Genomic DNA, 26,366 nt, shown 5'->3' with positions numbered 1-26,366 from the left:
TTAGCTCTTGCCAACCCGGCCGCGAATCCGTAAAGTACGCATCCGCTGCCGGGGACGCCTAGCGTTACCAGCGGTGAACGAGGTGAAAAACCTCTGGTTTGTCAGGAAGTTAGCGCCGTATTGTAGGTAGTTTGGATCGCTTACTTCCCTCGCTAAAAACAGCGGTTGACAAACACCACGGAATGCGTAGAATACGCCTTCCTCGCTGAGGCGACACGGTTCAGGTCATCGAGCCCGCGCAGCGACACAGCTCTTTAAAAATTTGATCAGGTAATTCATGTGGGCGCTTGCCGATGAGGGTGATAAATCACCAAAACATCAAGGCAAGCGACTCGTCAAACAGGCTTCGGCCTAATGAATGAATTCGTTTGACCCTTGAGCCAAGTTTGGTTCGCTTCTGTTGCTACGGTGACAGGCAAGAACCGCATAGATCTTAAACTGAAGAGTTTGATCATGGCTCAGATTGAACGCTGGCGGCAGGCCTAACACATGCAAGTCGAGCGGTAACAGATCCAGCTTGCTGGATGCTGACGAGCGGCGGACGGGTGAGTAATGCATAGGAATCTGCCCGATAGTGGGGGATAACCTGGGGAAACCCAGGCTAATACCGCATACGTCCTACGGGAGAAAGGGGGCTCCGGCTCCCGCTATCGGATGAGCCTATGTCGGATTAGCTAGTTGGTGAGGTAACGGCTCACCAAGGCGACGATCCGTAGCTGGTCTGAGAGGATGATCAGCCACATCGGGACTGAGACACGGCCCGAACTCCTACGGGAGGCAGCAGTGGGGAATATTGGACAATGGGCGCAAGCCTGATCCAGCCATGCCGCGTGTGTGAAGAAGGCCCTCGGGTTGTAAAGCACTTTCAGCGAGGAAGAACGCCTAGCGGTTAATACCCGCTAGGAAAGACATCACTCGCAGAAGAAGCACCGGCTAACTCCGTGCCAGCAGCCGCGGTAATACGGAGGGTGCGAGCGTTAATCGGAATTACTGGGCGTAAAGCGCGCGTAGGTGGCTTGATAAGCCGGTTGTGAAAGCCCCGGGCTCAACCTGGGAACGGCATCCGGAACTGTCAAGCTAGAGTGCAGGAGAGGAAGGTAGAATTCCCGGTGTAGCGGTGAAATGCGTAGAGATCGGGAGGAATACCAGTGGCGAAGGCGGCCTTCTGGACTGACACTGACACTGAGGTGCGAAAGCGTGGGTAGCAAACAGGATTAGATACCCTGGTAGTCCACGCCGTAAACGATGTCGACCAGCCGTTGGGTGCCTAGCGCACTTTGTGGCGAAGTTAACGCGATAAGTCGACCGCCTGGGGAGTACGGCCGCAAGGTTAAAACTCAAATGAATTGACGGGGGCCCGCACAAGCGGTGGAGCATGTGGTTTAATTCGATGCAACGCGAAGAACCTTACCTACTCTTGACATCCTGCGAATTCGGTAGAGATACCTTAGTGCCTTCGGGAACGCAGAGACAGGTGCTGCATGGCTGTCGTCAGCTCGTGTTGTGAAATGTTGGGTTAAGTCCCGTAACGAGCGCAACCCTTGTCCTTATTTGCCAGCGCGTAATGGCGGGAACTCTAAGGAGACTGCCGGTGACAAACCGGAGGAAGGTGGGGACGACGTCAAGTCATCATGGCCCTTACGAGTAGGGCTACACACGTGCTACAATGGTCGGTACAAAGGGTTGCGAGCTCGCGAGAGTCAGCCAATCCCGAAAAGCCGATCTCAGTCCGGATCGGAGTCTGCAACTCGACTCCGTGAAGTCGGAATCGCTAGTAATCGTAGATCAGAATGCTACGGTGAATACGTTCCCGGGCCTTGTACACACCGCCCGTCACACCATGGGAGTGGACTGCACCAGAAGTGGTTAGCCTAACGCAAGAGGGCGATCACCACGGTGTGGTTCATGACTGGGGTGAAGTCGTAACAAGGTAGCCGTAGGGGAACCTGCGGCTGGATCACCTCCTTAATCGATGACTCATCCTCGCGGTAAGCGCTCACAATGAATTACCTGATCAGATAGTAGAGCAAACGGTTTACGCACGATCCCCTCTTGGGTCTGTAGCTCAGTTGGTTAGAGCGCACCCCTGATAAGGGTGAGGTCGGCAGTTCAAGTCTGCCCAGACCCACCAAATTGACTCATCGCTGCCATCTTTATGATTCGCATGACTCGTTATGCGCACCATAAAAGGTGTTGTGCTGAGTGAAATTACCGAGAGGTCAGTGTGGTCAGATGGGGCCATAGCTCAGCTGGGAGAGCGCCTGCCTTGCACGCAGGAGGTCAGCGGTTCGATCCCGCTTGGCTCCACCATTCCATAAACTGTTTGTTGTTTCGTGACCACTGATAAGTCGAACGTACCAGCGTCGCTTTATCACTGTTCACTGAACAGTCGCTCTTTAACAATGTATATCATGCTGACATGAACGTTTTTTAAAAACGTTCATACGTAAATTGTTAAGTGATACGTCTCAAGCGTATCCGGCAATCGTTATCATTGCGCGATACCAGACCCCTTCGGGTTATAGGGTCAAGCAATGAAGCGCACACGGTGGATGCCTAGGCAGCCAGAGGCGATGAAAGACGTGGTAGCCTGCGATAAGGTTCGGTGAGGTGGCAAACAACCTGTGACCCGGACATCTCTGAATGGGGAAACCCACTCAGCACCAGCTGAGTATCCTACGCTGAATATATAGGCGTAGGAGGCGAACCAGGGGAACTGAAACATCTAAGTACCCTGAGGAAAAGAAATCAACCGAGATTCCCCTAGTAGCGGCGAGCGAACGGGGACCAGCCCTTAAGCGTGTGACGGATTAGGCGAACGTGCTGGGAAGCACGGCCATAGCGGGTGATAGCCCCGTAGCCGAAAATCTGATCACGTGAAATCGAGTAGGTCGGGGCACGAGAAACCTTGACTGAAGACGGGGGGACCATCCTCCAAGGCTAAATACTCCTGGCTGACCGATAGTGAACCAGTACCGTGAGGGAAAGGCGAAAAGAACCCCGGAGAGGGGAGTGAAATAGATCCTGAAACCGTGTGCGTACAAGCAGTAGGAGCGGACTTTGTTCCGTGACTGCGTACCTTTTGTATAATGGGTCAGCGACTTATATTCAGTGGCGAGGTTAACCGTATAGGGGAGCCGTAGGGAAACCGAGTCTTAACTGGGCGACACAGTCGCTGGATATAGACCCGAAACCGAGCGATCTATCCATGAGCAGGGTGAAGGTTGAGTAACATCAACTGGAGGCCCGAACCAGGATCTGTTGAAAAAGATTTGGATGACTTGTGGATCGGAGTGAAAGGCTAATCAAGCTCGGAGATAGCTGGTTCTCCTCGAAAGCTATTTAGGTAGCGCCTCACGTATCACCACCGGGGGTAGAGCACTGTTTCGGCTAGGGGGTCATCCCGACTTACCAACCCGAGGCAAACTCCGAATACCGGTGAGTGCCAGCGTGGGAGACACACGGCGGGTGCTAACGTCCGTCGTGAAAAGGGAAACAACCCAGACCGTCAGCTAAGGTCCCCAAATCCTGGTTAAGTGGGAAACGATGTGGGAAGGCTCAGACAGCTAGGAGGTTGGCTTAGAAGCAGCCATCCTTTAAAGAAAGCGTAATAGCTCACTAGTCGAGTCGGCCTGCGCGGAAGATGTAACGGGGCTAAACCAGGTACCGAAGCTACGGGTTCATCCTCTGGATGAGCGGTAGAGGAGCGTCGTGTAAGCCAATGAAGGTGTGTTGAGAAGCATGCTGGAGGTATCACGAGTGCGAATGCTGACATGAGTAACGATAAAGGGAGTGAAAAACTCCCTCGCCGGAAGACCAAGGGTTTCTGTTCGACGCTAATCGGAGCAGAGTGAGTCGGCCCCTAAGGCGAGGCCGAAAGGCGTAGTCGATGGGAAACGGGTCAATATTCCCGTACCGGACATGATTGCGATGGGGGGACGGAGAAGGCTAGGTGAGCCAGGCGTTGGTTGTCCTGGTGAAAGTCAGTAGGCTGGTGTCTTAGGTAAATCCGGGACGCCAAGGCCGAGAGACGAGACGAAGACACCCCGGTGTCGAAGTCATTGATGCCACGCTTCCAGGAAAAGCCTCTAAGCTTCAGATCATGTGCGACCGTACCCCAAACCGACACAGGTGGTCAGGGTGAGAATCCCAAGGCGCTTGAGAGAACTCGGGTGAAGGAACTAGGCAAAATGGTGCCGTAACTTCGGGAGAAGGCACGCCGGCGTAGGGTAAGGGAACTTGCTTCCTCAGCCCGAACCGGTCGAAGATACCAGGTGGCTGCAACTGTTTAGTAAAAACACAGCACTCTGCTAACGCGCAAGCGGACGTATAGGGTGTGACGCCTGCCCGGTGCCGGAAGGTTAAGTGATGGTGTTAGGCCTCGGCCGAAGCTCTTGATCGAAGCCCCGGTAAACGGCGGCCGTAACTATAACGGTCCTAAGGTAGCGAAATTCCTTGTCGGGTAAGTTCCGACCTGCACGAATGGCGTAATGATGGCCACGCTGTCTCCACCCGAGACTCAGTGAAATTGAAATCGCCGTGAAGATGCGGTGTACCCGCGGCTAGACGGAAAGACCCCGTGAACCTTTACTATAGCTTCACACTGGACGCTGATGTTGCCTGTGTAGGATAGCTGGGAGGCTTGGAAACCCGGACGCCAGTTCGGGTGGAGCCAACCTTGAAATACCAGCCTGGCATCATTGGCGTTCTCACTCAGGTCCGTGATCCGGATCGAGGACAGTGTGTGGTGGGTAGTTTGACTGGGGCGGTCTCCTCCCAAAGCGTAACGGAGGAGCACGAAGGTACCCTCAGCACGGTCGGACATCGTGCAATGAGTGCAAGAGCATAAGGGTGCTTGACTGCGAGACAGACACGTCGAGCAGGTGCGAAAGCAGGTTCTAGTGATCCGGTGGTTCTGTATGGAAGGGCCATCGCTCAACGGATAAAAGGTACTCCGGGGATAACAGGCTGATACCGCCCAAGAGTTCACATCGACGGCGGTGTTTGGCACCTCGATGTCGGCTCATCACATCCTGGGGCTGAAGTCGGTCCCAAGGGTATGGCTGTTCGCCATTTAAAGTGGTACGCGAGCTGGGTTTAGAACGTCGTGAGACAGTTCGGTCCCTATCTGCCGTGGGCGTTGGATGTTTGAGAAGAGCTGCTCCTAGTACGAGAGGACCGGAGTGGACGACCCTCTGGTGTTCCGGTTGTCACGCCAGTGGCATTGCCGGGTAGCTATGGTCGGACGGGATAACCGCTGAAGGCATCTAAGCGGGAAGCCCCCTTCAAGATGAGACATCCCCGAGGCCGTGAGCCTCCTAAAGGGCCCAGCGAGACCAGCTGGTCGATAGGCACGGTGTGGAAGCGCTGCAAGGCGTTGAGCTAACGTGTACTAATGGCCCGTGAGGCTTGACCCTATAACACCCAAGGGGTCTGGGCGCAGTGATAACGATCGAGTGGACAGCCACTCAGAACACCGGATACGCACGCGCAAGCCAAGGCTTGCCAAAGAGACGATCACCTAACACAGCATGATATGCATTACCCGTTACGCCTGACGACCATAGCACGCGTGAACCACCTGATCCCATGCCGAACTCAGCAGTGAAACCGCTTAGCGCCGATGGTAGTGTGGGGTCTCCCCATGCGAGAGTAGGTCATCGTCAGGCACCTATTTTGCAAACCACCCAGCCAACCGGTTGGGTGATTTGTTTGCACCCAACAAAAGCCCCGAGCACACCGTGCTCGGGGCTTTTTGCTGTGTGGGTAATTTAGATCTAACGCTGGTCACTTGGCTATACACTATGCACAAAGCTTCCTTTAAACATCTGTTTTAATAATTTAAATAACAATAGGTTACTAGGTATGAGTGGCGGGAGTGCCGCCTAGCAACTAGGATGAGTGGGTACCTATCATTGAAGCAGCATCTCAGGAGGAGAGGCGATATGAGTACCCCGTTGATGAAGAAGCTTGCAGTTGCGCTACTGATGGCCATGATGATGGGCGGCTTGGCTGCCTGTGATAATCAAGGCCCTGCTGAAGAGGCAGGCGAAAACATTGATGAGAGCATGGAAGATGCGGGTGAAAGCTTAGAAGAGATGGGCGAGGATCTTGAAGAGTCTGCAGAGGACTAACGAGCGCCTCTTTCGGTTCAGAATATTGATATTTCACTAATACAAAAACAGCCGCAAGAAGCGGCTGTTTTGCGTTTTAAGGCAGTCATACTTTTATCAGAGTAGTTACTGCGCTTATGGAAGTAGCACTGTTACGCGCCTGGGTTTTGCTCGATACCCTGCAAGTACCAAGGGGCTTGGTCGCGCATCGTGCGGGTCAAGTGCCATGTTTCGTTGAACTCGGTTTGCTCACCATTCTCTTCCAGAACACCGTGGAAAATAACGGTTGCTTCAGCGTAGCCGTCATACTCGTTAATATCGCCTAGCTCCGCAAATAGCCGAACTATCTCGGTACGATTGTTAGCAGGCTGCTCGGCACGCTCTTGTCGCAGTAGGTTGTAGAGTTCGGGAGTAACATACTCTTGGATCTGGCTGAAGTCGTTATTATCCCAAGCGCGCTGGAGCGTCATAAAATGCTCTTTAGCACCACCGAGGAAGCGCTCTTTATCAAACCAGGCAGGCGTGCTCTGTAAGCCGCCCGCCAAGCTGCCAGGGGCCGCAGAGAAGTTGTTGGGGGTGTGCTGAGTTTCCTGGCATTCGCGCTGGTAGCCTGTAGCGGTTGCCGGCGCAGGACGGCGTTGCCGCATAAAAGCGCGGAACGCGAAGATAGCCAGCGCTGCGACACCGGCCATCAACAGTAAATCCATGATGCGCAGCTCATCAAAGGCACCGCCGAAGAACAGCGCAGCTAGCAAACCGCCTGCCAGTAAGCCACCAATCATACCGCCCATACCACCACGGCGAGCCGTAGCAGCGCCTGCGCCTTGCTGCTGGGTACCTTGGGCCTGTTGCTGTGCAGGCGTGCTGGCCGGCCGGTCGGCGGAGCGTGACACGCTGCCCATACTGCTACCACCACCTAGGCGGCGTGCCTCGGCGTGTTCAATTGCGGCGCTAAAGCCCATAACGCTAACCAGTAGCATGACAAAGAATTGCCTTAACATATTGATTCTCCAATGAGGATGCAAAGGGTGCTTCACACTTGTGTGAGAAGCGCGTAGAAAGTAGTCAGGCGTCAGTTTACCGTGTAATGCCTCGCCTGGGTGATGGTGGGATTGACTATAAAGACAAAAAAAGGAGCAAAAAGTGCGTTTAGACCAGACTCAAACCGTCCTATTAATGATCGACTTTCAAGCCGGTCTGCTGCCTGTGATTGAGGGCGGTGAGGCTGCCATAAAAGAGGCCGGGTGGCTGGCTGGCATTGCCAATACGTTGCAAGTGCCGGTATGGCTGACCGAGCAGTATCCTGAAAGGCTGGGTGGCACTGCGCCAACGCTGTTGGCGGGCTTAGGAGAGCATGAAGTATGGCAGAAGCTACACTTTAGCGCGGCAGAAGAGCCAGCCTTCAAACAGGCGCTGGCAGCGCTTGGGCGTCAACAGGTGGTGATTTGCGGCACAGAGGCGCACATCTGCGTGCTGCAGAGCGCACTTGGTTTGTTAGAAGCTGGGTATGACGTTTTTTGGCTAAGCGAAGCGACCGCCAGCCGCCGGCCGGAAGAAGCACGCTTGGCTCGGGAACGGGCTTGTGCAAACGGAGCGGTGGCAGTCACTGCCGATATGGTGGCCTATGAGTGGCTCTACCGCTGCGATACAGCCACTTTTAAAGATGTGCACAGGCGGTTTCTTAAGCCGCGAGCCGCCCAAAAAGTAAGGTTTTTCTGACCTTACCGATCGGTTTCCCGGCGTGTGAAGACGAGGGTATCGCCTTCCGAGGCCGCAGCATCAAAACGGTAACCCGCTACATCGAAGCCCGTTAGCGCTTCGGGCTCGTTGATTTGCTGGCGGATTATCCAGGCGCTCATTAAGCCGCGGGCTTTTTTGGCGTAGAAACTGATAATCTTAAAAGTGCCGTTCTTCTCGTCTTTAAAGACCGGGGTGATCACCCGTGCATCCAGCTTCTTAGCATCCACGGCTTTGAAGTACTCGTTGGATGCTAAGTTGACCAACACTTTCGAGCCGCTCTCTGCAATAGCGTGATTTAGCGCCGTGGTTAATGTGGGCTTCCAGTAAGCGTAAAGGTCCTTGCCTGCGGCGTTAGGCAGCTTAGTCCCCATTTCCAGCCGGTACGGCTGAATAAGATCCAGCGGGCGCAATAAGCCGTAAAGCCCCGACAAAATGCGTAAATGCTGCTGGGCAAACTGATTATCCGCATCGCTAAACGTCTCTGCTTCAAGGCCGGTGTATACGTCCCCCTGAAAGGCTTGAACAGCGGGCTTGGCATTTTCAAGCGAGAAGGGCGGTTGCCAATCGGCAAAACGAGCCGCATTCAGCCCAGCCAGTTTATCGCTGATGCCCATTAAATCGCTAAGCTGCTGAGGTGAGTAACCCCGCAAAATGTCAATTAGTGGCTGGCTCTGGTCAAGAAAATCGGGTTGGGTGACGTCGTCGGTTGTAGACGGTGTTTCAAAATCCAGCGTTTTGGCGGGTGAAATAACGCTCAGCATGGCGTGCTCCTTATGCCGTGACAGAAGGGAGTCGCTACTCGGGTGTGATCGTAGCGGGGAAAGGTAACGAGAAAAATGAATGTTGGGGTGATTATACCAAGCCTCGGCGGCGGCCGAGGCTATCGGCTCGATAGGGGCGGTTAAGGGCAGGGATTTGACATACGGCGATGGATATCGTCGATTGCAGTTAGCACTTCGTCATCCAGTTTCAAACTTTCGCTGGCGAGATTGCTCTCCAATTGATCCATGGTGGTGGCACCAATAATGTTACTGGTGAGGAAGCTGCGCGAGTTCACAAACGCCAGCGCCATTTGTGCGGGGTCAAGCCCGTGCTCCTTGGCTAAGTTGACGTACGCTTGGGTCGCGGCTTCCGCCTCTGGTGAGGTATAGCGCTTAAAGCGTTCATAGAGGGTCAAACGGCCTTTTGGCGGCTGGGCACCATTAAGATACTTGCCTGACAGCACGCCGAACCCCAGCGGTGAGTAAGCCAGCAGGCCCACATCCTCACGATGGGCAATTTCCGCCAAGCCGACTTCAAACGAGCGGTTCAGCAGGTTGTAGGGGTTTTGGATAGAGGCGACGCGGGGAAGGCCTAGCTGATCAGAGAGCTGGAGCATTCGCATGACGCCCCAGGGGGTTTCATTGGAAAGACCAATGGCGCGAACCTTACCAGCATCGACCAGCTCTTTCAGGGCGGAGAGCGTCTCTTCCAGCGGCGTCGCCTCTTCCTGCTCGGCGTGGGTGTAGCCGAGCTTGCCGAAAAAGTTGGTGTTGCGGTCGGGCCAGTGCAGTTGGTAAAGATCAACGTAATCGGTTTGCAACCGTGCAAGACTGGTATCAATGGCTTGGTGGAGGTGGTCACGGCTCATTTTGGGGCCACCGCGAATATGTTCTAAACCCGGTCCTGCGGCTTTCGTGGCAATAATAACGTCATCCCTAGCGCCACGGGCTTTCAGCCAGCTGCCGATATAAGTCTCTGTTAAGCCCTGGGTGTCCGCTTTAGGAGGAACAGGGTACATTTCAGCGGTGTCGATAAAGTTGATACCGAATGCCACTGCGCGGTCGAGCTGTTCATGGGCATCGGCCTCGCTGTTTTGCTCGCCAAAGGTCATGGTGCCTAAACAGAGTCGGCTGACCTCAATTCCGGTTCTACCCAGAGGGCGCGTTTGCATGGTTGTCTCCTCGTTAAGGCGAAAAAAAGCGCCGGGTTGGCGGCGATGAGCGCCGCCGTTATTAGCGTGTGGAGGGCATGTTAGCGAGGCTCTACAAAAGCAGCAAATTATCAGTCAGCGCGGAAAACCGCTTATCTTTGAGTGAGCGGATGGATAGCGCGGCGTCCGCCAGGACGCCTTGTTTTCTTACCACTAGATGGCTAATGTGTAAGCCATGACAATCGAACGCGCCTACAGATACCGTTTCTATCCGACGCCCGAGCAGGCAACCCTGCTGGCGCAGACGTTCGGGTGCGTGCGGTTTGTCTGGAACACGGTGCTGCGCTATCGCACCAATGCGTTCTATCAGCGCCAGGAGAAAATCGGCTATCACGACGCCAGTGCGTTCCTGACGCAACTCAAGAAGCAGCCGGACACCGCCTTTCTAACTGAGGTTAGTTCGGTGCCGTTGCAGCAATGCTTGCGCCATCAGCAAACCGCGTTCAAACACTTCTTTGCCAAACGGGCACGCTACCCCCACTTTACATCCAAGAAACACCGGCAGTCGGCCACCTTTGCCAGTTCGGCGTTTTCGTACCGCAATGGTCAGATCACGCTGGCCAAGTGCCGCGAACCGCTCAACATCCGCTGGAGCCGCGACCTGCCCTCGGCACCCAGCACGGTGACCGTTTCCAAAGACCGCGCTGGTCGTTACTTCATTAGCTGCCTGTGCAAAGTGGACACTGAAGCGCTGCCGATCACGCCCAAAATGGTCGGTATCGTCCTGGGGCTGAAAGACCTATTTGTGACCAGTGACGGAAAGCGGGTTAACAATCCCCGCCATACGGCACGCTATGCGCGCAAGCTGGCGCGGGCGCAGCGGCAATTGAGCCGTAAGCAAAAAGGTTCGAATAACCGCGCCAAGGTGCGGTTAAAAGTGGCTAAATGCCATGCCAAGATTGCCGATACTCGGCGTGACCACCTGCATCAACTCACCCGCCAGATCGTGAACGACAACCAAGTGATCGCGGCGGAGAGTTTGCAGGTGAAGAACCTGGTTAAAAACCGTCACCTTTCCAAAGCGATCAGCGATGTCGGCTGGGGGGAGTTGGTTCGCCAGCTTGAGTACAAAGCGGCGTGGGCGGGACGGCAGTTTGTCCAGATCGACCGCTGGTACCCCAGTAGCAAGCGCTGCCATGGCTGCGGCTTTGTGCGGGAGGCCCTGCCGCTCGATGTGCGCGTTTGGGATTGCCCAAGCTGCGGCATCCAGGGCATTGACCGTGACCTCAATGCCGCTCGAAACATCCTACAAGCCGGCACCGCGCTACTCGCCGGTGCCGAGAGTTGCAGCAAATACCGAGGGGCCCTCGGGAATTGACGCCTGTTGAGTTTGTGTAAGACCGTCAATGCCAAGGCATTGAAGGCAACGGACAGCGAAGCAGGAACCTGGAAGGCGACAACCAGGGAATCCCCTTTCTTTCCGCCGCAGGCGGCAGCTTCCTAAGCAGCTGAGGAAGGGGAGGAGGTCAAAGGGTTGAGTCATAGCGAAGGCAGGCGTATGCTTGCCAGCCCATCGACCGGCCAAGTGCCGGTTTATCGTGTGGTTAGCCGTCGCTGTAGGCGAGATGGTTAGCCGAAGATCTCAACAGATAGGCAGGGTGGTTTGCCATGCCGCAGGCATCATCGTTGTTTACCCGGTTGGAGTTTCGTCTAGCCGAGCAGCTGTTTCACTCTCGTTGGTTATTACCCCGCTCACCGCGTACGCAGCGCTTGACCATGCGACTATTTAAGCGGTGTGCAGAAGCAGGGCACCCGGATGCGCAATCCATTTATGGACACATGCTGTTTCACCGCAGCCTGTCTCCTCAGGACAAGGCCCTTGGCGCACGCTATGTACTGGAAGCCGCCCAGGCGGGCGATGTAAAGTCGCAGTATCAGCTCGCGAAAATTCATGAGCATGGCTGTGTTCAGTACCCGCGTCGTGAAGATTATGCCGTCACGTGGTATGCCCGTGCGGCACAGGCAGGGCACTATTTGGCGGCGGAGCGTCTAGCGCGGGCTTACCGGCTAGGTGAGCTAGGCTTAGCGGTAGATAATGAGCAGGCCGATTACTGGCAGCGTGTAGCAGAGCGCCAGCCTGCAGTGGAAATGGCGGTTGCTTAAAGCGCACGCCAGGTTGCGATTCATAAAAGAGGAAGTCAGTGTCCGAGACGCTACCCACAGTGCTAGATATTGAAGCGTCCGGATTCGGGCGCGGCAGTTACCCCATTGAAGTTGGCATTGCCCGTGCCGACGGTAGCTGCTGCGCGTTTCTTATTCAGCCGTTGGATGAGTGGACCCACTGGGACCCAAAAGCAGAGCTTTTACACGGTATTTCCCGGGATAGGCTGATGAAAGAGGGTTATCCGGTGCGCCAGGTAGCGCAGTGGCTCAATGACGAGCTGCGTGAGCTGGGTAAGGCTTATAGCGATAGCTGGGGCTATGACAATACATGGCTATCGTTGCTGTTTCATCATGCGGGTATGCTGCCACGCTTTCGCCTGGAAGCGCTGCGTATATTGCTTAGCGAAGCGCAGCAGGCGCTGTGGAGCGATACCAAAGAGGCCGTAGTGGCCGAATGGGGCATCCACCGCCATCGTGCCGGGGAAGATGCCCGTCTCCTTCAACTGACCTATCAGCGCACCCTGGCGCTGGCAGGTAGCGCATAAGCTTTCTATACATTGAGCCGTGCTTGTCGGCCCTTTGTTTACACCAGCTGAGCTTCTAAAGCGTCTAGCAACTGGCCTGGGGTGGGGGCATCGAGCAGCATATCCCGGGTAGTTTGCGCCAGAAAACCGTGGCCCACTGTGTTATCCAGGAACGCCAGCAGCGGGGCATAAAAGCTATCGGTGTCCAGTAGGCCCAGCGGTTTATTGTGTAACCCCAAATAGCCCCAGGTCCAAATCTCAAATAGCTCCTCAAACGTGCCAATGCCCCCAGGCAGAGCGATAAACGCGTCGGCGTTGGCCGCCATGGTGGCTTTACGCTCGTGCATATTCGGCACGCGAATCAATTCTGTTAAGCCAAAATGCGCCTGTTCCCGCTCCACCAAATGGTCTGGCATGACGCCAATCACCTCTCCACCCGCTGCCAGTGTCGCGTTGGCCAACTCACCCATCAGCCCAATGCGCGCGCCGCCATAGACTAACGTGTGGCCGCGCTGCCCAAGGGCAGTGCCGAGCGCGTTGGCAGCTTGGCGAAAGGCTGGGCTGTTGCCCTCCCGTGAGCCGAGGTAAACACAGATGCGTGACATAGTGGAGGCGTCCTTATCGCAGAGGAGTGAATAGTGGGCCAGCGGACGATAGGGTAAAGCGTTAACCTAGGCAGCGTTGAACGTCGTAGTGTTCGTCCATCCACTGCCCAATAACATTATGCCCGCATAGATGATGGGCGTATTGGGTGTGCAGGCAGCGCACCTGCTGCCAGTTACTAATACCGCCAACACCGCGTTCGGTGAGCACGTCGGTATAGCCCAGGCGAGCTACTTCTTCGCGCTGGGCATCGCTCATAAAGCGCCAGCGGGCGGCCACGTAGTCCTGGTGGCTTTGTCGATAAGCTTCCAGAAAATCAGGCTCTTCCTGCAAGCGCTGCTCTAGCGATTTGATCACGCCGACGGCTTCAATACGCGAGATTTCGATTTTCAGCAGGTCGGAGCAGAGCCAATAAAGAGTGGGGAAAGGCTTACCATCCACAATGGGCGCCATCCTCAGAACTAGCGGTGTGCCGTGGGGATCGGCGGCTGCAACGGCTTCAATACCGCGAGGCGCTCGCCCGAGCTGTTGGGTAATAATCGCCAGCTGGCGCTCGTCGGGTGCTTGGTCGGTACGAATTACCATTGCTTAGAGGTCTCACTTGCGGTCGTCTTGGATAAACTTGTTGGAACGGCCAACGGCCCGGAAGAAACAGCGGTTAAGCTGCTCTGGGGAGGCAACATAGCGCCACCTCTCCTCGCAGTACTCTGCCGCGCGGGCCATTAGCACGTCATAAAGTCGATTGAACGGGGCATCATAATCGTAGGGGTCTGCGCCGAACAAGCGGATATGCGGGTAATCGGCGAAGCGCTCCATAAAGTAGCGCTCAAGATCGGCTTCCACGGCGCGATGCTGCGCCGTGTTGTCAGGATCAATCCAGAGATTATAGCGGATAGCCATGGGTGCTCCTGGAGTGCCTCGCCAAACGGCGAGAAAAATTAAGCAGGGGCTGGCGCGGTATCCAAATGCGCCTCAAGCGCCTCGCGCAGCTTGCCTTCAATAGGCACGGCACGCTTTTCTTGATGGTCATACTGCACCATCACCGTATGGCCTAGGTTGGTCAGCGTACCATGTTGCCGTGCTTCTTGGGTGACAGTAAACGAGCTGTTACCCAAACGGGTTAAGTAGGTACGAATTTCGATATCGTGGCCGTAAAACAGTTCAGCGCGGTAATCCACTTCCATGCGGGCCATGATTAAGCGCCACTGCTTTGGGTTCAGGTCAGGGGTAAAGAGCTTGAAGAGGTCATTACGTGCTAGTTCAAACCAGGCGGGCAGGCGGGTGTTATTAATATGGCCCAGGGCATCCGTATCGTAAAAAGCTGGCTCAATGATGCGGGTAAACATAGCGATATCCTTATTGTTAGTGAAATCAACGCAGAAACACTGCTCAGAATTAACCCTAGCGAGCGCTTGGTCAAGCGTTGCGGCGCTGATACCAAGCGGTTAGCTGCATCCAACTTAGGAGCCATAACGTAGCGGCGAGAAATCCAGCCAGCGTTCCCCAGAACAGCCCCAACGTACTGTAGGTGTAAGAAACGCATAGGGTATAACTAAGTAGCGAGCCAAGGCCCATAGGATAATGTTTTATGACGGTCGCAACAGGGCCATAGCCATGACCTAAGTGGAGAATGAGTAAAAACGGCAGCATAGTGACGGGAAAAGCTGCTAGGGTGCCTGCCCACTCTGGGGGCAACCAGTGGGCAATACTGGTGATGATAAAAATGATGGCAGTGGCAAGCCCAGCGCGCGTTGCTAGCGCAGGCCAGGAAAAGACACTACTCGCTTGGCTCTTAACATCAGGGATAGTGCGAAACAGCCAGCTAAAGATGCCAATGGCACATAGCGTGACCAGCGTGCCACTCAGGCGTGTAAAGCTGAATTGTGCCAGCAGGGTGCTCATGATTAGCCACGCGGCAAAGCCGCCCAGCAGACCACCTGTAATGCCTTTAATACCGGGTTGGCGGCCCATCACTAAATAGCCTGCGCCTAATGCCATGGTCGCGGTGAAACCAGCTAGCGTATGCACAGCGCTTTGGGTGGCAAAGCTGGGTGAGATTTCCAAGCCGATAAAAAACAGGGCCAGCGCAGTGCCTAATGGGTAACCTGCCAGTAGTCCAGCTATACGCGGGCTGGCGCGGACAGCGATAGCACCTAAACCCAATACCATACTGACGGAGAGCCCGAACTTTGCCAGCTGCCAAGTGAGGGGTACTTCTACCATGCGGCGTTTTCCTTACGTTTATTATGTGTTTACTATGCTTGAGCTACTGATTTTTAACGCTTTAAGTGCTATTAACCGTTGAGATATTGCCAGCGTTTGAGGCTGTTACCGTGACTCCTGCCAATCCCTCAGGCACCCACGCGCTTTCTCCGCCACCCAAACCGGATGGCTGCGAACTGTGCCAACGTGGCACGCCACTCACCAAGCATCATCTCATCCCGCGGACGCTGCATAATAAGCCGCGCTATCAGAAACGCTACAGCCGTGAAGAGCGGCTAACCGCCATTGTGTGGCTCTGTCACCCCTGCCATAAGCATATTCACCGCCTGTATAGCGAGCGCGAGCTAGCCGACCGCTTTGCCAGTTTAGAAGCACTGATGAATGATACTGATATCCGTGCCTTTGTGGATTGGCTCGCTACCAAGCCTGCGGGCTTTAAACCGAAATCACCGGTGCGTAAACGGCGCTGAAGGTTATACCAGCCTAAGCCCCTGCTGGTCGCGCCAGGCGGCTTCCAGCGCCTCGGCCAACGGTTCGGTTAAGTGGGCAGGCAGGGCGGCACGGGCAGCGCCCAGTGAGTCGAACGAGCGGTTACGCAGCCAGCAGTAAGCCCAGGCGCAGGCTTCTTCGTCGCTTTGCGGGGTCGGCCGGGCAGGCATCTGGTTCAGCAGAAAAACCGCCGTGCGCGGCGCCCACAGCGGCATTTCACCCTGCTGGTCTTGGCTCCACTGCTCCAGCGTCGCACCGCTAGGCGTGGCATCGGGGGTGCCCAGTTTGGCGACCCTAGCGGTTTCCGCCAGAATCAGCGCCAGCTGGTCGGCATCTGCCTGACCCAACGAGCGCCACTGCCGCAACAGCGCCGATAGGCCTGCGCGCATCTTGGTATAAAAGTCATCTTGCGGCATGCTCAGTGTCTACTCCCGTGGAAATAAGTGAGATGTGTCATGGCGTTTGATTTTGCCACGCCCGTTGAGCGGCGCGCTCCCGAAGGAAATTACGCCTCGCAGAAATGGCACCGCTACGCGGCGGATGTGCTGCCGCTCTGGGTGGCGGATATGGACTTTCACTCGCCGCCTGCGGTGATCGACGCGCTGCAGCGGCGGGTGGCCCACGGCGTTTATGGCTACGGCGAAGTGCCCGCCACGTTAACTGATGCCCTCTGCCAGTGGAGCGCCCACCACTATGCATGGCCCATTGAGCCGGCGTGGCAGCAGTGGTTGCCAGGCGTGGTGCCCGCGCTGCACTTTGCCGCCATGGCGTTAACGCAGCCAGGCGAGGGCGTGCTCACCATTGCGCCGATCTACCCGCCTTTTCTGGCCGTGGCCGAGCGCACCGGGCGGCTAGCGCAACAGGCGATGTTAGCGGAGCCTGCCGCCCCTGGCGAGCCTTGGCGGCTGGATATCGAAGCGCTAGAAGCGGCTATTACCCCGCAAACCCGGCTATTGCTCTGGTGTCACCCGCATAACCCCACCGGCCGCGTATGGACGCTACAAGAGCTTGAACAGTTGGCTGCCTTGGTCGAGCGCTATGATTTATGGGTGGTCTCCGATGAGCTGCACTGTGATTTGCTGCTGGATGAAGGAGCACGCCACCGTCCTCTGGCCGCGCTGTTCCCTAAGCTTGCCAAACGCACGATTACCCTGTGGGCACCGTCGAAAACGTTTAATTTGGCCGGTCTGACGAGCGCCTGCGCGGTTATCCCCGATGCCACGCTACGAAAGCGCTTTGCCGCGGCCACGAAAGGGTTTTTACCGGATGGCAACGTGCTGGGGTTGGTGGCCGCTGAGGCGGCATATCGAGAGGGTGAGCGCTGGCGACAAGCGCTGCTGGACGTTCTACGCAGTCATCGGGCAGCGCTAGAAGCGCGTGTGGCAACGTGGCCCGGCGTCTCGCTGAGCACGCCTGAGTCCACTTACTTGGCGTGGCTGGATATGCGCGAAGCGGGCTTGGGGGAGTCCCCTGCCAAAACGCTGCTGGAGCAGGCGGGCGTGGCCCTGTCTGACGGTGCGGCCTTTGGCTGCCCTGGGTTCGTGCGGCTGAACTTCGGAACCACCGCTTCCCAGCTGGAAGCGGCGTTATCACGGATGGATGCGTTGTTAAAAGCGTGATACGGCGCGCCGGTCACGTAGCGGCATCAATAGAGCAGGGCGAACAGCTTGCGGCGGTAGGTGACCGTGAGAGGGTGATCGGCACCCAGGGCGTCAAAGACCTGTAGCAGCGTTTTGCGGGCTGCGTCATCGTTATAGGCGCGGTCCTGCTTCATCAGCGCCAGCAGTGCTTCCAGGCCTGCATCGTACTGGCCATCGGCCACTTGGCGAAGCGCCCGCTGGTATTGGGCTTCGCTGTCGGTGCGGTCACCTAGTGCGGCGATCTCTTCTGTTGAGAGTGCCTGTTCGCTGAACTCGATGCTGGCGCGGACGCCACGGGCAGGTGCCGCATCGCGCTCCTCTGGCGGCAGGTTATCCAGCACGCTGCGGGCTTCTTCACCACGCCCTTCCGCCACCAGCGCTTTGGCAAGGCCAATGTGGTAGGCGTAATGTTCCGGGTATTGACCAATCAGCGTTTGGTAAATTTCCCGTGCGCCTGCGGCATCGCCAGCGCTCAAGGCTTCCTCTGCCTGCTCTTCGGGGCTGGGCGGTGCGTCACCGGGGGCTGGGAAGTAGCGGTTGAGCCACTCGCGCACCTCTTTCTCGGGTAGCGCGCCCTGGAAACTATCCACCAAGCCGCCTTGGCTCACTAGCTTCACATCCGGTACCGAACGCACGCCAAGCTGGCCTGCAATCTCTGGGTTGGCCTCGACATCCAGCGTGGCTAGCAGAAACGCGCCGCCATACTCAACGGCCAGCTTCTCAAGCACCGGCATCAGGTTTTTACACGGCTCGCACCAGGGCGCCCAGCAATCCAGCAGTACCGGCACCTGCATGGAAGCTTCCAGCACCTGTTGGATATTGCCGGCGTTGAGCTCAATGATGACTTCTTCGCGCGTGACTGTCGGGCGCTCGCCATCTGCTGGTGCATTAGCGTTCGTCGCAGGCTCGGCGCTTAGCGGATTGCCAGTGCGGGGATCAATAATCGACATGGGTAAACTCTGCATTGCATAAAAAAGGTTACTGCATGATATGCAGGCAGCCGTGTATAGATTCAAGGAACGAGAAAGAAATAAAGCAGGGCAGTACAAAAAAGCCGCTACCTTTCGGTAACGGCTTGGACTTGTAACACCACATGGCTTTAGGTGGTGGGTTGATGTCGGGTAATCTCTATTTGTTTAGGACTTACGTTTAGGACTTGGCTTCCTGCAAATACTGCTCTTCGATGGCTCGATCGACGGAAGAGACGTAATACTCATCATCAAAAGCTCCTTCCGGCTCTTTGAGCCACACTAGGCAAATCACCCAGCTGATGAAGGCACCGGTGGCAATGATGTAGAAGAACTGGGTGGGTGTGACAAAGGTGAAGATGGTTAAGTAAACCACCGCGCCCACGTTTCCATAGGCACCTGCCATACCGGAGATCTGCCCAGTAATGCGGCGTTTAATAGAGGGAATGATCCCGAAAGTTGCCCCTTCGGCACCCTGCACGAAAATCGAAGTGCCAATAGTGACGAGAATTGCCAAAAACAGCGGCCAGCTAGAGTTCAGCATCGCCATCAGTAAGAAGCCTACGCTAATGCCAAACATGTAGCACAGCATAACGAAGCGCCTATTGCCCATACGGTCGGAAACCATACCGCCCATAGGGCGTGCTACCAGGTTAACAAAGGCGAATGAGGCGGCAATGAGGCCAGCGGTGGCGGCATTTAGCCCCCACGTTTCCTCGAAGAACATGGGTAACATGGATACCACTGCTAGCTCAGCGCCAAAGTTAGCAAAATAGGTGCTGTTAAGCGCGGCAACGCTGTTGAACGAGTACTTATCGTCTTCAGGTACCCCCTTCCGCAGAATGGGCAAGTTCACCCGTAGAATCTGCACAATCTGGTAGATAACAATCGCGATGATAGCCAAATAGGCAATAATCGCCCCGGTTGTTGATAAATAGCCCATGTACTGGATACGCCAGACCAGGATGGCAAGTACGCCGACCAAGGGGATCGTACAAATAATGAGTTTTATCATGTCGCCCCAAGAACTCACTTCCATCGCAGCCGTTTTACGAGGCTTACGGTGGGCTTGAGCGTCTGGACCATCGGTAATAGCGAACCAGTAATAGACACCATACGCGGCCATCACCACGGCGCTTTGAGCGATAGCCCAGCGCCAGCCATCGGGGCCGCCATACATGCTGAGGGCGATGGTTGGTAGTGACATCGCTGCGACGGCAGAACCAAAGTTACCCCAACCTGCATAGAAGCCTTCAGCGAAGCCAATATCCTTGGGCTTAAACCATAGCGCTGTCATGTGGATACCAACCACGAAGCTAGCGCCAATCGAACTCAAGACAAGGCGTGCCACCAGCAGCTGGGTCATCGTATTACCGAAGGCGAATGCCAATGCAGGGATCGACATAGTGACCATTAGCACCGAAAACACTCGACGTGGGCCGAAGCGGTCCAGCGCCATGCCCACGATAATACGGGCAGGAATCGTTAAGGCAACGTTACAAATAGCAAATAGCTTGAGGTCGTCTGTGGTGAGCCAATCGACGCTCTTGAGCATGCTCGATGCAAGCGGCGCCATATTGAACCACACGTAGAACGTAATAAAAAAAGCGATCCAGGTTAGGTGCAGTGCCCGTATTTCAGGGCTGCGAAATTTGAATACAGCAGAAACTTTCATCGTCGTATCGTCCTGTGGCCTAAAAGTTATGAAGTAGCCGGTTAGGGGCTAGGCAAAATTAACAAGGGACACTCAGCGCGTCGGGCCAGGAACGAACTAACACTGCCGAACGTCATGTAGTCGAGTTCGTCAACGAAGTAAGTCAATGATTTGGCAATGATGCCGCCATCAGGCTGATGGCTGTGGCGTGCAATTACCAACAGGTCTGGTGAGAGCTTTTGGGTTGCTTGAAGCAGCATTTTGCGCGCGTCCCCTTCGGCTAACAGCTGCTCGGCATGAAAGCCCTCGCCAACAGCGAACGCCACTCCCTCTTTTAAGTGCTGCTTCAGCTCTTCTTGCTCTTGTTGGAAAAGCGCCTCGTTGTTATCCGTAGAGTCGAGGGGGTTCTCTACCACCCCAACAAGGACTAGCAAGGGTTGGTTGCAGCGGAACATATTGACGACTTGGGCGAGCGCCAGTTTGGCGTTTCTCGAACCGTCGTAAGCGATCATGATTTTCATGGTGTCCTCCCGCAGTGGGTAGGGGGGTCAAAACCCGGAGCCTAGCTCCGGGGATAGAAAGACAGGTGAAGCTTAGGGGTTCTTAACGTAGGCACCCTTGCGCAAGTAGAACCACCAGTTAATGAGCAAACAGACGGCGTAGAAGACCGCGAAGCCATACATGGCAAGCTCCGGTGTGCCAGCCTGGATCTGCTCACCCATTACCCTTGGGGCAATAAAGGCACCATAGGCAGCAACAGCGGAGGTCCAGCCAAGTACCGGGCCTTTCTGTTGCTGGTCGAAAATGACGCCAATGCTGCGGAAAGTAGAGCCATTGCCGATGCCGCTGGCAGCAAAGAGAACAATGAAGAGCAGCAGGAAGAGCCAAAAGAATTGATTCGGGTCGGTAGCGTTATAAGCCTGCATCATCACATAGCCGGTGGCGATGGAAGCGACGACCATGATGGCTGAAATAATTTGGGTAACGATGGAGCCGCCTACTTTATCGGAGATCCAACCACCCAACGGGCGAATTAACGCGCCCACAAAGGGGCCTATCCACGCCCAGGTCAAAGCGCTAGGCGCTTCTGGGTTGGCCACACGAACCAGCGAGCCATCGGCGGCTGTTTCCATCATGCTGCCGAAGATGACGTTAATGGAGAGCGGCAGCGCTGCTGAGAATCCGATAAAGGAGCCGAAAGTCAGGATGTAGAGAATGGTCATCGACCAAGTGTGTTTATTGGAAAAAATGGCGAACTGCTTTTGGATATTGGGTTTAATATCTCCAGGAATCAGGCGCAACAGCACCAGCGTCAGCACAATGGTTAGGGGTAGCGCAATCCACATATTCAGCCAGCCGAGTGCTAGCATACCGATGATCGCAGTCACCAAACCAACACCGTAAAGCCCCAATATTTTGCTGAAAGCGGCTAGCGGTGAGCCGGGGTTGGGCGTAATGGTGCGCAGGTTGTTCATGCCGAACCAACCAGCGAAGGCGAGTGGGATCAGAAACACGAGCCAGATAAAACCAGCATTTTGGATCCAGGTGTCAGTACCTGCTTCAATACGGCCAATCAAGGTGCCACTGGCGCTTTGCAGTTCCATAGGAGAACCACCCATCGCGCCGAAAATACCAACGGTCATTACCAGCGGGATCAAAATCTGCATGGTAGTGACGCCAAAATTGCCGAGGCCCGCATTCATGCCCAGCGCGTAGCCCTGTTGTTTGCTGGGGAAGAAGGTGGAGATGTTGCTCATTGAGCAAGCGAAGTTACCGCCACCGATACCGGAAAGCAGGGCTAAAGCTTGGAATACCCAGAACGGCGTACCTGGGTTCATTAAGGCAATACCGGTACCGGCAGCAGGTATCATCAGTAGCGCCGTGGTCAGGAAGATCGTATTGCGCCCACCTGCGATACGAATCATGAACGACGCAGGAATACGCAGTGTTGCACCTGCCAGACCAGCCAGCGCGGTCAGGGAAAATAGCTGGTTAACGGTGAATGAAAAGCCCAGGTTCTGCATCTGGGTGGTGATCATTCCCCACATCATCCAGACAGCAAAGCCCATTAGTAGGCTGGGTATGGAGATCCATAGGTTGCGGTTGGCGACCCGTTTGCCTTCCTGCTCCCAAAATTGGGAGTCTTCGACATTCCACTTCTCAATGTCGGCGTTTCTTTTACTCATGGCGGTTTCCCCTTAGCAACAAACCTTTCTTCATCTAGCGGTTAAAATCCAAGATACGCGCGAGAAAGGAATTGGGAAACTAGTGGAAATATCTGAAAAATCAGCGACCTACCACTTGAGAGGTAGTCGCTGAAAAGCCAAAGTGAATTGATTTTAAAGAGAAAAAACGGGGCGGGGTAAGGGGAGAGGAATGTAAAACGTACCCCAAAAGTCTTTGGAGGTAACCACACAGAATCGTTTAGCGGTCGAGTCCTTCCTGCACCGCCCAGACGGCGGCTTCGACACGTGAACGCAAATTGAGCTTTTTGAGCAGGTGCTTCACATGAACCTTAACGGTACCTTCGGTAATGTCCAGCTTGCGGGCGATCAGTTTATTGGAAAGGCCACCCGCAAGCTGTTGCAGAATTTCACGCTCGCGTTGTGTCAGGCTATGAATGTCGGGAGTAGTAGGCGCGCTGCGCTGATTGCGTAGCGCTTCCGCCAGCAGAGCGGTTAGGCTCTCGCTAATCACCATGCGTCCTAAGGCAGCCTGCCGCAGCTGGCGCACCATGTCGTCAGGTTCCATATCTTTCAGTAGATAGCCGTCGGCACCGGTGCGTAGTGCTGCGACAACATCGTCCTCATGGTCAGAAACGGTAAACATCACTATGCGTCCGCTATAGTCAGCCTCCCGTAAGCGGCGCAGTGCTTCTAACCCATTGATGCCTGGCATGTTTAAATCAAGCAGTACTAGATCTGGCTCTAATTTGTGGGCGAGTTCAAGCCCCTCTTCTGGATTGCCCGTTTCACCCACTAGCTCTAGGTCATCTTCCAACTCAAGCAGTTGCGCCACACCACGGCGTAATAGCGGGTGGTCATCAATAATCAAAAGAGTGGCAGGTGTGTCATTAGCGGTTGAAAGTGTCATCAAAAGGTCCCTGTACCTAAAGGAGAATCGGTGTCAGCCGAAGAAGGCTGTTGTTGAATTAAGCGAGCGGTCAATGGTGTAAAGTTAAGCTCAACACGCGTACCACCATTGGGACGATTGGCAATGTTAAGGTCACCGTTCAGGGTATGGGCACGGTCGCGGATAATGACCAAACCGTAGTGCATAGGTGGTGAGCCATCGTCTTTAAGACCGATGCCATCGTCTTCAATTTGTACTAAGAGCTGTGCGTTAGCAAATTTTACTGTAACCGCAGCCCAATGAGCTTGGGCATGCTTATGCGTATTGGCCAGTGCTTCACGAATAATCTGTAGCACATGAATTTCTTCATTAGGATTGAGTAAGTAAGGCGGTAAATCGTAATGAAGCTCTATCTCCACCCCCATTCGCTGAGTGAATTCGTCGATGGTTTCCCGTAGTGCGAATTGGAGTCCTGGTCCTTCCAGCTTAAGCCGAAACGTCGTGAGTAGCTCTCTCAGCTGTCGATAAGCGCTGTTTAAGCCACTACGCAGCTCATCACACACGGCTGCTTGAGTTTCAGGCGTGGCATTTTTCTGCTGCATACGCTCTAGCCGTGCCACTTGCATTTTCAAGTAAGAGAGAGACTGTGCCAGCGAGTCGTGCAGCTCGCGTGCGATGATTGTGCGCTCATTGATTAAAGTGACGTGCTGTTGCTCCTCAATGCGCCTTTGTAAATAAATCGCCGTGGCGAGCTGGTCGGCGAGCATGGTTAGCATGCGGCGGGTGCTATCGTTGAGTCGCTCCTGGTGATACCAAACTTCTAAGGTGCCCAGTAAGGTGTCGCCCACACTAATAGGCAGCAGTAAACAGTGTGATTGGTCTGTCGCTACCAAGTCTAAGGGAGCAGGGTCAATCAGGCAGGCGTGGCACTCCTGGTCGCGGCAATATTCTGGTCGGGTACGTGAATGGGTTTCAAGAACCGGCATTTCTCGCTGATCAAAAGGATCATTCAGCGACAGGCGCATTGGCCCAATATTCAGTAGTTTTTCTAGCTCGCGCAGCATGGGGGCCGCGCTAGAACACAGGTCATTACCACCGCCGTAAAGTGAGCGGCTAGCGTCGTGCATAACTCGTAGCGCTTGATTGCTGCGTTCAAGCTCCTGCTTTTTAACCAATATTTTATCTTCTAGGTCAGCGTAGCTGGTGGCTAGCTCGGCAGACATGTTATTGAACGCCCGCCCTAACAGGGCTAGTTCGTCACTGCCGCGAAGCTGCGAGCGAGGTTTGAAATTACGTTGAGATGCTTCCCGCGCAAGTACCATTAGCTGGCGCAAAGGGACGACGAGGTTATGGCGAACATCGTACAGAGCAATCAACACAACAATGGCGATCAGCATCAAGAAGAGTACTTGCATCATGCCTAATAGCTGCACTTTGGCTTCTGTGCTTTGTTCAAGAAGCAGCACTAACGTCTCAATATCGACCACGATAGTGTCGATCATCGCTTGCAGTGCACTCAGATCGTTCTCAGTGTCATAGGGCGCGCTGGCCAGAGCAGGGCGCAGCGTATGCTGCCAGTAGGCTTCGATCTTTTTCAGCTGGCGATAGCGCTCATGCTGAACATCGTTAGGGATGCTTTGTTGTAGGGTAGGGTTATAGAGCCGCTGTTCAAAACGGGATATGAGGTTGTCGAGTTGTGAATTTTCCTGCTCTGCAGTGTAGGTTAAGCGCTGCAAAGTCCCCATAATTTGATAAGCATTCATGCGTAACGAGCCAGAGATGTTAATAGCCCCGGCTGCACCATTAATGCTATTAGACATAGACATTGTTAAGGTGATGCTAATCAAAGCCATGCCGCTAATGGCGAGCAGTGAAGCGATAATGCGCGCTACTAAGGAGCGTTGAAGTAATTTCATAGCAGTCCTAATGACGCGTAATAAGTAATAAAGAGGCCTGTCACTATTTTCATCCAGCTAAGCGGGCTATCCCTTTGGGGTTAGCCGAACTACCTCCGATGCTTTTTGACCGAAGTTCGGCATTTACCGACAATTCTGGCATGTCTTTCGATGTCTTCATACTCTTGCTGGAAACACCATGCCCTCTTTTACTCCCTTATCGCCGCTGGAGACATCAGCAGAACCAGTCAACGGCTACCAGCTGTTGGTAGCGGTGCTGTTAGTGCCGATGGCAAGTGCCTTAGTGGTAGCTAGCTGGACGCTCTACGGTCTGCTTGCAAAGCACACTAGCTACGTGCTGCTGCCGTTGGGGGTCGGTGCCTTGGTGGCCTGGCCAGCATGGTGTATGGCTCGGCGCAGCGATACGTGCTGCTTGATGCAGTGGCTACTGGTAGGGCTGGCGCTAGTGCTCGGTTGGTTTGGCTTAGCCAGCCAGCCGTGGGAGTTTCTGCTGATTGGTGCTGGACTCGGGTTGGCGAGCGCAGTGATCTCAACGGGCGTTGCGCATGCGCAAGGCTGGATGCCAGGGCGTCCATTGCGCCTTTTGGTTGGACTCTTATTGGCCCTGCTAGCGGGTGTAGGGTTCTCGTTAAAAATGGAACCGTTGGTGGTCCAAGCGTATGGTTGGCGCACCGCCCCATTGAGCCTGTTGGTTCCCCTTGCCATGGTAATGCTGCTGTTATGGCTCTTTGTTGAAGCTCCTACGCGGAAAGCAGTTGATTGTATGGCTAGGCGCGCTTCCGACGCGACAACAGTTCGGCATCCAAACTCATAAAGCAACTTTATAAGCACGGTATAAATACTCAACAAGTACTTGTTAATTAATTGATAAGTACTTGATAAGCACTCGACTTACTCACGAAAGTAACCAAAAGGCCTATGTTATGACAATTGCCACGTTTGCCGATCTGCTGCAGGAAGCTCGTCAGCAGCCTAAGCCCCAGCGGCTGCTGTTTGTGTTCGTTCGTGCGGAGCTGCCCGACTTCCCCGATGCCGAGCAGCGCCGTCGTTTTGAACAGGGGGAAGGAGGCGTACTGGTGCCGGTGGTATGTGTCGACAAGTCGACACAAGAGTTGAGTAACATGGAGGCTTTGGTGGAAGAGTCCCGGCGCACTGGGGTTGAGTGGGATCTCATGTTCACTGCCGCTATGGACGATCCACAGAATGACGCCGAGGTAGAGCGGCAGCTTCAGCGCATTATGGAGTCTTTACAGATGGGCAATGTCACCTCTCTCCTTGCGTTTAATCGCCAGGGCGAAGCCGTTAATATCGGTTAACGCACCTGCCCTAAAGGGTGGCCTTGCGTTCAC

At 54.9% G+C, this 26,366-nt stretch carries 24 protein-coding genes, 2 tRNA genes and 3 rRNA genes; 14 read left to right on the top strand and 15 right to left on the bottom strand.

Annotation, left to right across the window (positions count from 1 at the left end; genetic code table 11):
* Positions 1-435: 435 nt before the first annotated feature.
* The 6 genes from LG300_RS13665 to LG300_RS13640 all read left to right on the top strand — a co-directional run bounded on the left by LG300_RS13665 (position 436) and on the right by LG300_RS13640 (position 6,134).
* A 16S ribosomal RNA gene (locus tag LG300_RS13665) occupies positions 436-1,968 on the top strand.
* Between the two features lie 86 nt (positions 1,969-2,054).
* Positions 2,055-2,131 (top strand) — tRNA-Ile (locus LG300_RS13660).
* Between the two features lie 103 nt (positions 2,132-2,234).
* Positions 2,235-2,310, top strand: a tRNA-Ala gene (locus LG300_RS13655).
* 215 nt (positions 2,311-2,525) lie between these two features.
* Positions 2,526-5,417 (top strand): 23S ribosomal RNA (locus LG300_RS13650).
* A gap of 136 nt (positions 5,418-5,553) precedes the next feature.
* A 5S ribosomal RNA gene (rrf, locus tag LG300_RS13645) occupies positions 5,554-5,669 on the top strand.
* The 16S, 23S and 5S rRNA genes sit together here with 2 tRNA genes alongside, the layout of an rRNA operon.
* Before the next feature lie 276 nt (positions 5,670-5,945).
* Complete coding sequence (locus tag LG300_RS13640; RefSeq protein WP_404375865.1) at positions 5,946-6,134, top strand: hypothetical protein; 189 nt, start codon at positions 5,946-5,948, stop codon at positions 6,132-6,134.
* Positions 6,135-6,265: 131 nt separating this feature from the next.
* On the opposite strand, the gene LG300_RS13635 is transcribed toward LG300_RS13640, so the two are convergent.
* Positions 6,266-7,114, bottom strand: a complete 849-nt coding sequence (locus tag LG300_RS13635; RefSeq protein WP_404375863.1) for a Tim44 domain-containing protein — start codon at positions 7,112-7,114, stop codon at positions 6,266-6,268.
* 142 nt (positions 7,115-7,256) lie between these two features.
* Between LG300_RS13635 and LG300_RS13630 the strand changes: the two genes are divergently transcribed.
* The gene (locus LG300_RS13630) at positions 7,257-7,832 is read left to right on the top strand and encodes an isochorismatase family protein (RefSeq protein WP_404375862.1); all 576 of its coding nucleotides are present in this window, start codon (positions 7,257-7,259) and stop codon (positions 7,830-7,832) included.
* A gap of 2 nt (positions 7,833-7,834) precedes the next feature.
* On the opposite strand, the gene yaaA is transcribed toward LG300_RS13630, so the two are convergent.
* Entirely contained in the window at positions 7,835-8,614 is a 780-nt protein-coding gene (yaaA, locus tag LG300_RS13625; protein WP_404375861.1) for a peroxide stress protein YaaA, read from the bottom strand.
* Positions 8,615-8,754: 140 nt separating this feature from the next.
* On the bottom strand, positions 8,755-9,786 hold the full coding sequence (locus LG300_RS13620; RefSeq protein ID WP_404375860.1) for an NADP(H)-dependent aldo-keto reductase: 1,032 nt from the start codon (positions 9,784-9,786) through the stop codon (positions 8,755-8,757).
* A gap of 214 nt (positions 9,787-10,000) precedes the next feature.
* Between LG300_RS13620 and LG300_RS13615 the strand changes: the two genes are divergently transcribed.
* From LG300_RS13615 to LG300_RS13605, 3 genes are all read left to right on the top strand, one after another.
* Entirely contained in the window at positions 10,001-11,143 is a 1,143-nt protein-coding gene (locus tag LG300_RS13615) for an RNA-guided endonuclease InsQ/TnpB family protein (protein WP_404375859.1), read from the top strand.
* 290 nt (positions 11,144-11,433) lie between these two features.
* Positions 11,434-11,928 carry a tetratricopeptide repeat protein gene (locus LG300_RS13610; RefSeq protein ID WP_404375858.1) on the top strand — a complete coding sequence of 165 codons (495 nt, stop codon included), beginning with the start codon at positions 11,434-11,436 and terminating at the stop codon, positions 11,926-11,928.
* A gap of 38 nt (positions 11,929-11,966) precedes the next feature.
* The gene (locus LG300_RS13605) at positions 11,967-12,473 is read left to right on the top strand and encodes a hypothetical protein (RefSeq protein ID WP_404375857.1); all 507 of its coding nucleotides are present in this window, start codon (positions 11,967-11,969) and stop codon (positions 12,471-12,473) included.
* A gap of 38 nt (positions 12,474-12,511) precedes the next feature.
* Here the strand turns inward: LG300_RS13605 and LG300_RS13600 are convergent, their stop codons facing one another.
* The 5 genes from LG300_RS13600 to LG300_RS13580 all read right to left on the bottom strand — a co-directional run bounded on the left by LG300_RS13600 (position 12,512) and on the right by LG300_RS13580 (position 15,278).
* Positions 12,512-13,057, bottom strand: a complete 546-nt coding sequence (locus LG300_RS13600; RefSeq protein ID WP_404375856.1) for a TIGR00730 family Rossman fold protein — start codon at positions 13,055-13,057, stop codon at positions 12,512-12,514.
* Between the two features lie 61 nt (positions 13,058-13,118).
* Positions 13,119-13,640 (bottom strand): DUF501 domain-containing protein, encoded by a 522-nt coding sequence (locus LG300_RS13595; RefSeq protein ID WP_404375855.1) that lies wholly within the window; start codon positions 13,638-13,640, stop codon positions 13,119-13,121.
* A 12-nt stretch (positions 13,641-13,652) separates the two neighbouring features.
* Positions 13,653-13,955, bottom strand: coding sequence for a hypothetical protein (locus LG300_RS13590; RefSeq protein WP_404375854.1), 303 nt, complete (start codon positions 13,953-13,955; stop codon positions 13,653-13,655).
* A 38-nt stretch (positions 13,956-13,993) separates the two neighbouring features.
* On the bottom strand, positions 13,994-14,401 hold the full coding sequence (locus tag LG300_RS13585) for an acyl-CoA thioesterase (RefSeq protein WP_404375853.1): 408 nt from the start codon (positions 14,399-14,401) through the stop codon (positions 13,994-13,996).
* A 70-nt stretch (positions 14,402-14,471) separates the two neighbouring features.
* On the bottom strand, positions 14,472-15,278 hold the full coding sequence (locus LG300_RS13580) for a hypothetical protein (protein WP_404375852.1): 807 nt from the start codon (positions 15,276-15,278) through the stop codon (positions 14,472-14,474).
* Positions 15,279-15,388: 110 nt separating this feature from the next.
* Here LG300_RS13580 and LG300_RS13575 point away from each other — a divergent pair, with 110 nt between their 5' ends.
* On the top strand, positions 15,389-15,748 hold the full coding sequence (locus LG300_RS13575) for a hypothetical protein (RefSeq protein ID WP_404375851.1): 360 nt from the start codon (positions 15,389-15,391) through the stop codon (positions 15,746-15,748).
* 3 nt (positions 15,749-15,751) lie between these two features.
* Here LG300_RS13575 and LG300_RS13570 read toward each other — a convergent pair whose 3' ends face one another.
* On the bottom strand, positions 15,752-16,183 hold the full coding sequence (locus tag LG300_RS13570; protein ID WP_404375850.1) for a hypothetical protein: 432 nt from the start codon (positions 16,181-16,183) through the stop codon (positions 15,752-15,754).
* 39 nt (positions 16,184-16,222) lie between these two features.
* Here LG300_RS13570 and LG300_RS13565 point away from each other — a divergent pair, with 39 nt between their 5' ends.
* Positions 16,223-17,386: a MalY/PatB family protein gene (locus tag LG300_RS13565; RefSeq protein ID WP_404375849.1), complete on the top strand. Its 1,164-nt coding sequence runs from the start codon at positions 16,223-16,225 to the stop codon at positions 17,384-17,386.
* A gap of 26 nt (positions 17,387-17,412) precedes the next feature.
* Here LG300_RS13565 and LG300_RS13560 read toward each other — a convergent pair whose 3' ends face one another.
* From LG300_RS13560 to LG300_RS13535, 6 genes are all read right to left on the bottom strand, one after another.
* Complete coding sequence (locus LG300_RS13560) at positions 17,413-18,357, bottom strand: tetratricopeptide repeat protein (RefSeq protein WP_404375848.1); 945 nt, start codon at positions 18,355-18,357, stop codon at positions 17,413-17,415.
* Positions 18,358-18,556: 199 nt separating this feature from the next.
* Positions 18,557-20,050 (bottom strand): MFS transporter, encoded by a 1,494-nt coding sequence (locus tag LG300_RS13555; protein ID WP_404375847.1) that lies wholly within the window; start codon positions 20,048-20,050, stop codon positions 18,557-18,559.
* Positions 20,051-20,091: 41 nt separating this feature from the next.
* Entirely contained in the window at positions 20,092-20,550 is a 459-nt protein-coding gene (locus tag LG300_RS13550) for a universal stress protein (RefSeq protein ID WP_404375846.1), read from the bottom strand.
* A 72-nt stretch (positions 20,551-20,622) separates the two neighbouring features.
* Positions 20,623-22,215, bottom strand: coding sequence for an antiporter (locus LG300_RS13545; RefSeq protein ID WP_404375845.1), 1,593 nt, complete (start codon positions 22,213-22,215; stop codon positions 20,623-20,625).
* Between the two features lie 238 nt (positions 22,216-22,453).
* Complete coding sequence (gene narL, locus LG300_RS13540; protein ID WP_404375844.1) at positions 22,454-23,122, bottom strand: two-component system response regulator NarL; 669 nt, start codon at positions 23,120-23,122, stop codon at positions 22,454-22,456.
* A complete protein-coding gene (locus tag LG300_RS13535; RefSeq protein ID WP_404375843.1) occupies positions 23,122-25,017 on the bottom strand; it encodes a histidine kinase in 1,896 nt (631 codons plus the stop codon). Before LG300_RS13535 ends, narL begins: the two co-directional genes overlap by 1 nt.
* A gap of 178 nt (positions 25,018-25,195) precedes the next feature.
* Between LG300_RS13535 and LG300_RS13530 the strand changes: the two genes are divergently transcribed.
* Positions 25,196-25,831 carry a hypothetical protein gene (locus LG300_RS13530; protein WP_404375842.1) on the top strand — a complete coding sequence of 212 codons (636 nt, stop codon included), beginning with the start codon at positions 25,196-25,198 and terminating at the stop codon, positions 25,829-25,831.
* Between the two features lie 109 nt (positions 25,832-25,940).
* The gene (locus LG300_RS13525) at positions 25,941-26,333 is read left to right on the top strand and encodes a ribonucleotide reductase subunit alpha (RefSeq protein ID WP_404375841.1); all 393 of its coding nucleotides are present in this window, start codon (positions 25,941-25,943) and stop codon (positions 26,331-26,333) included.
* Positions 26,334-26,366: the final 33 nt, after the last annotated feature.

It is taken from the genome of Vreelandella aquamarina (genome assembly GCF_044805175.1).
GTDB lineage: Bacteria > Pseudomonadota > Gammaproteobacteria > Pseudomonadales > Halomonadaceae > Vreelandella > Vreelandella aquamarina_B.
The sequence above is the reverse complement of the archived record's forward strand: the minus strand, read 5'-3'. Positions and strand labels throughout refer to the sequence as shown.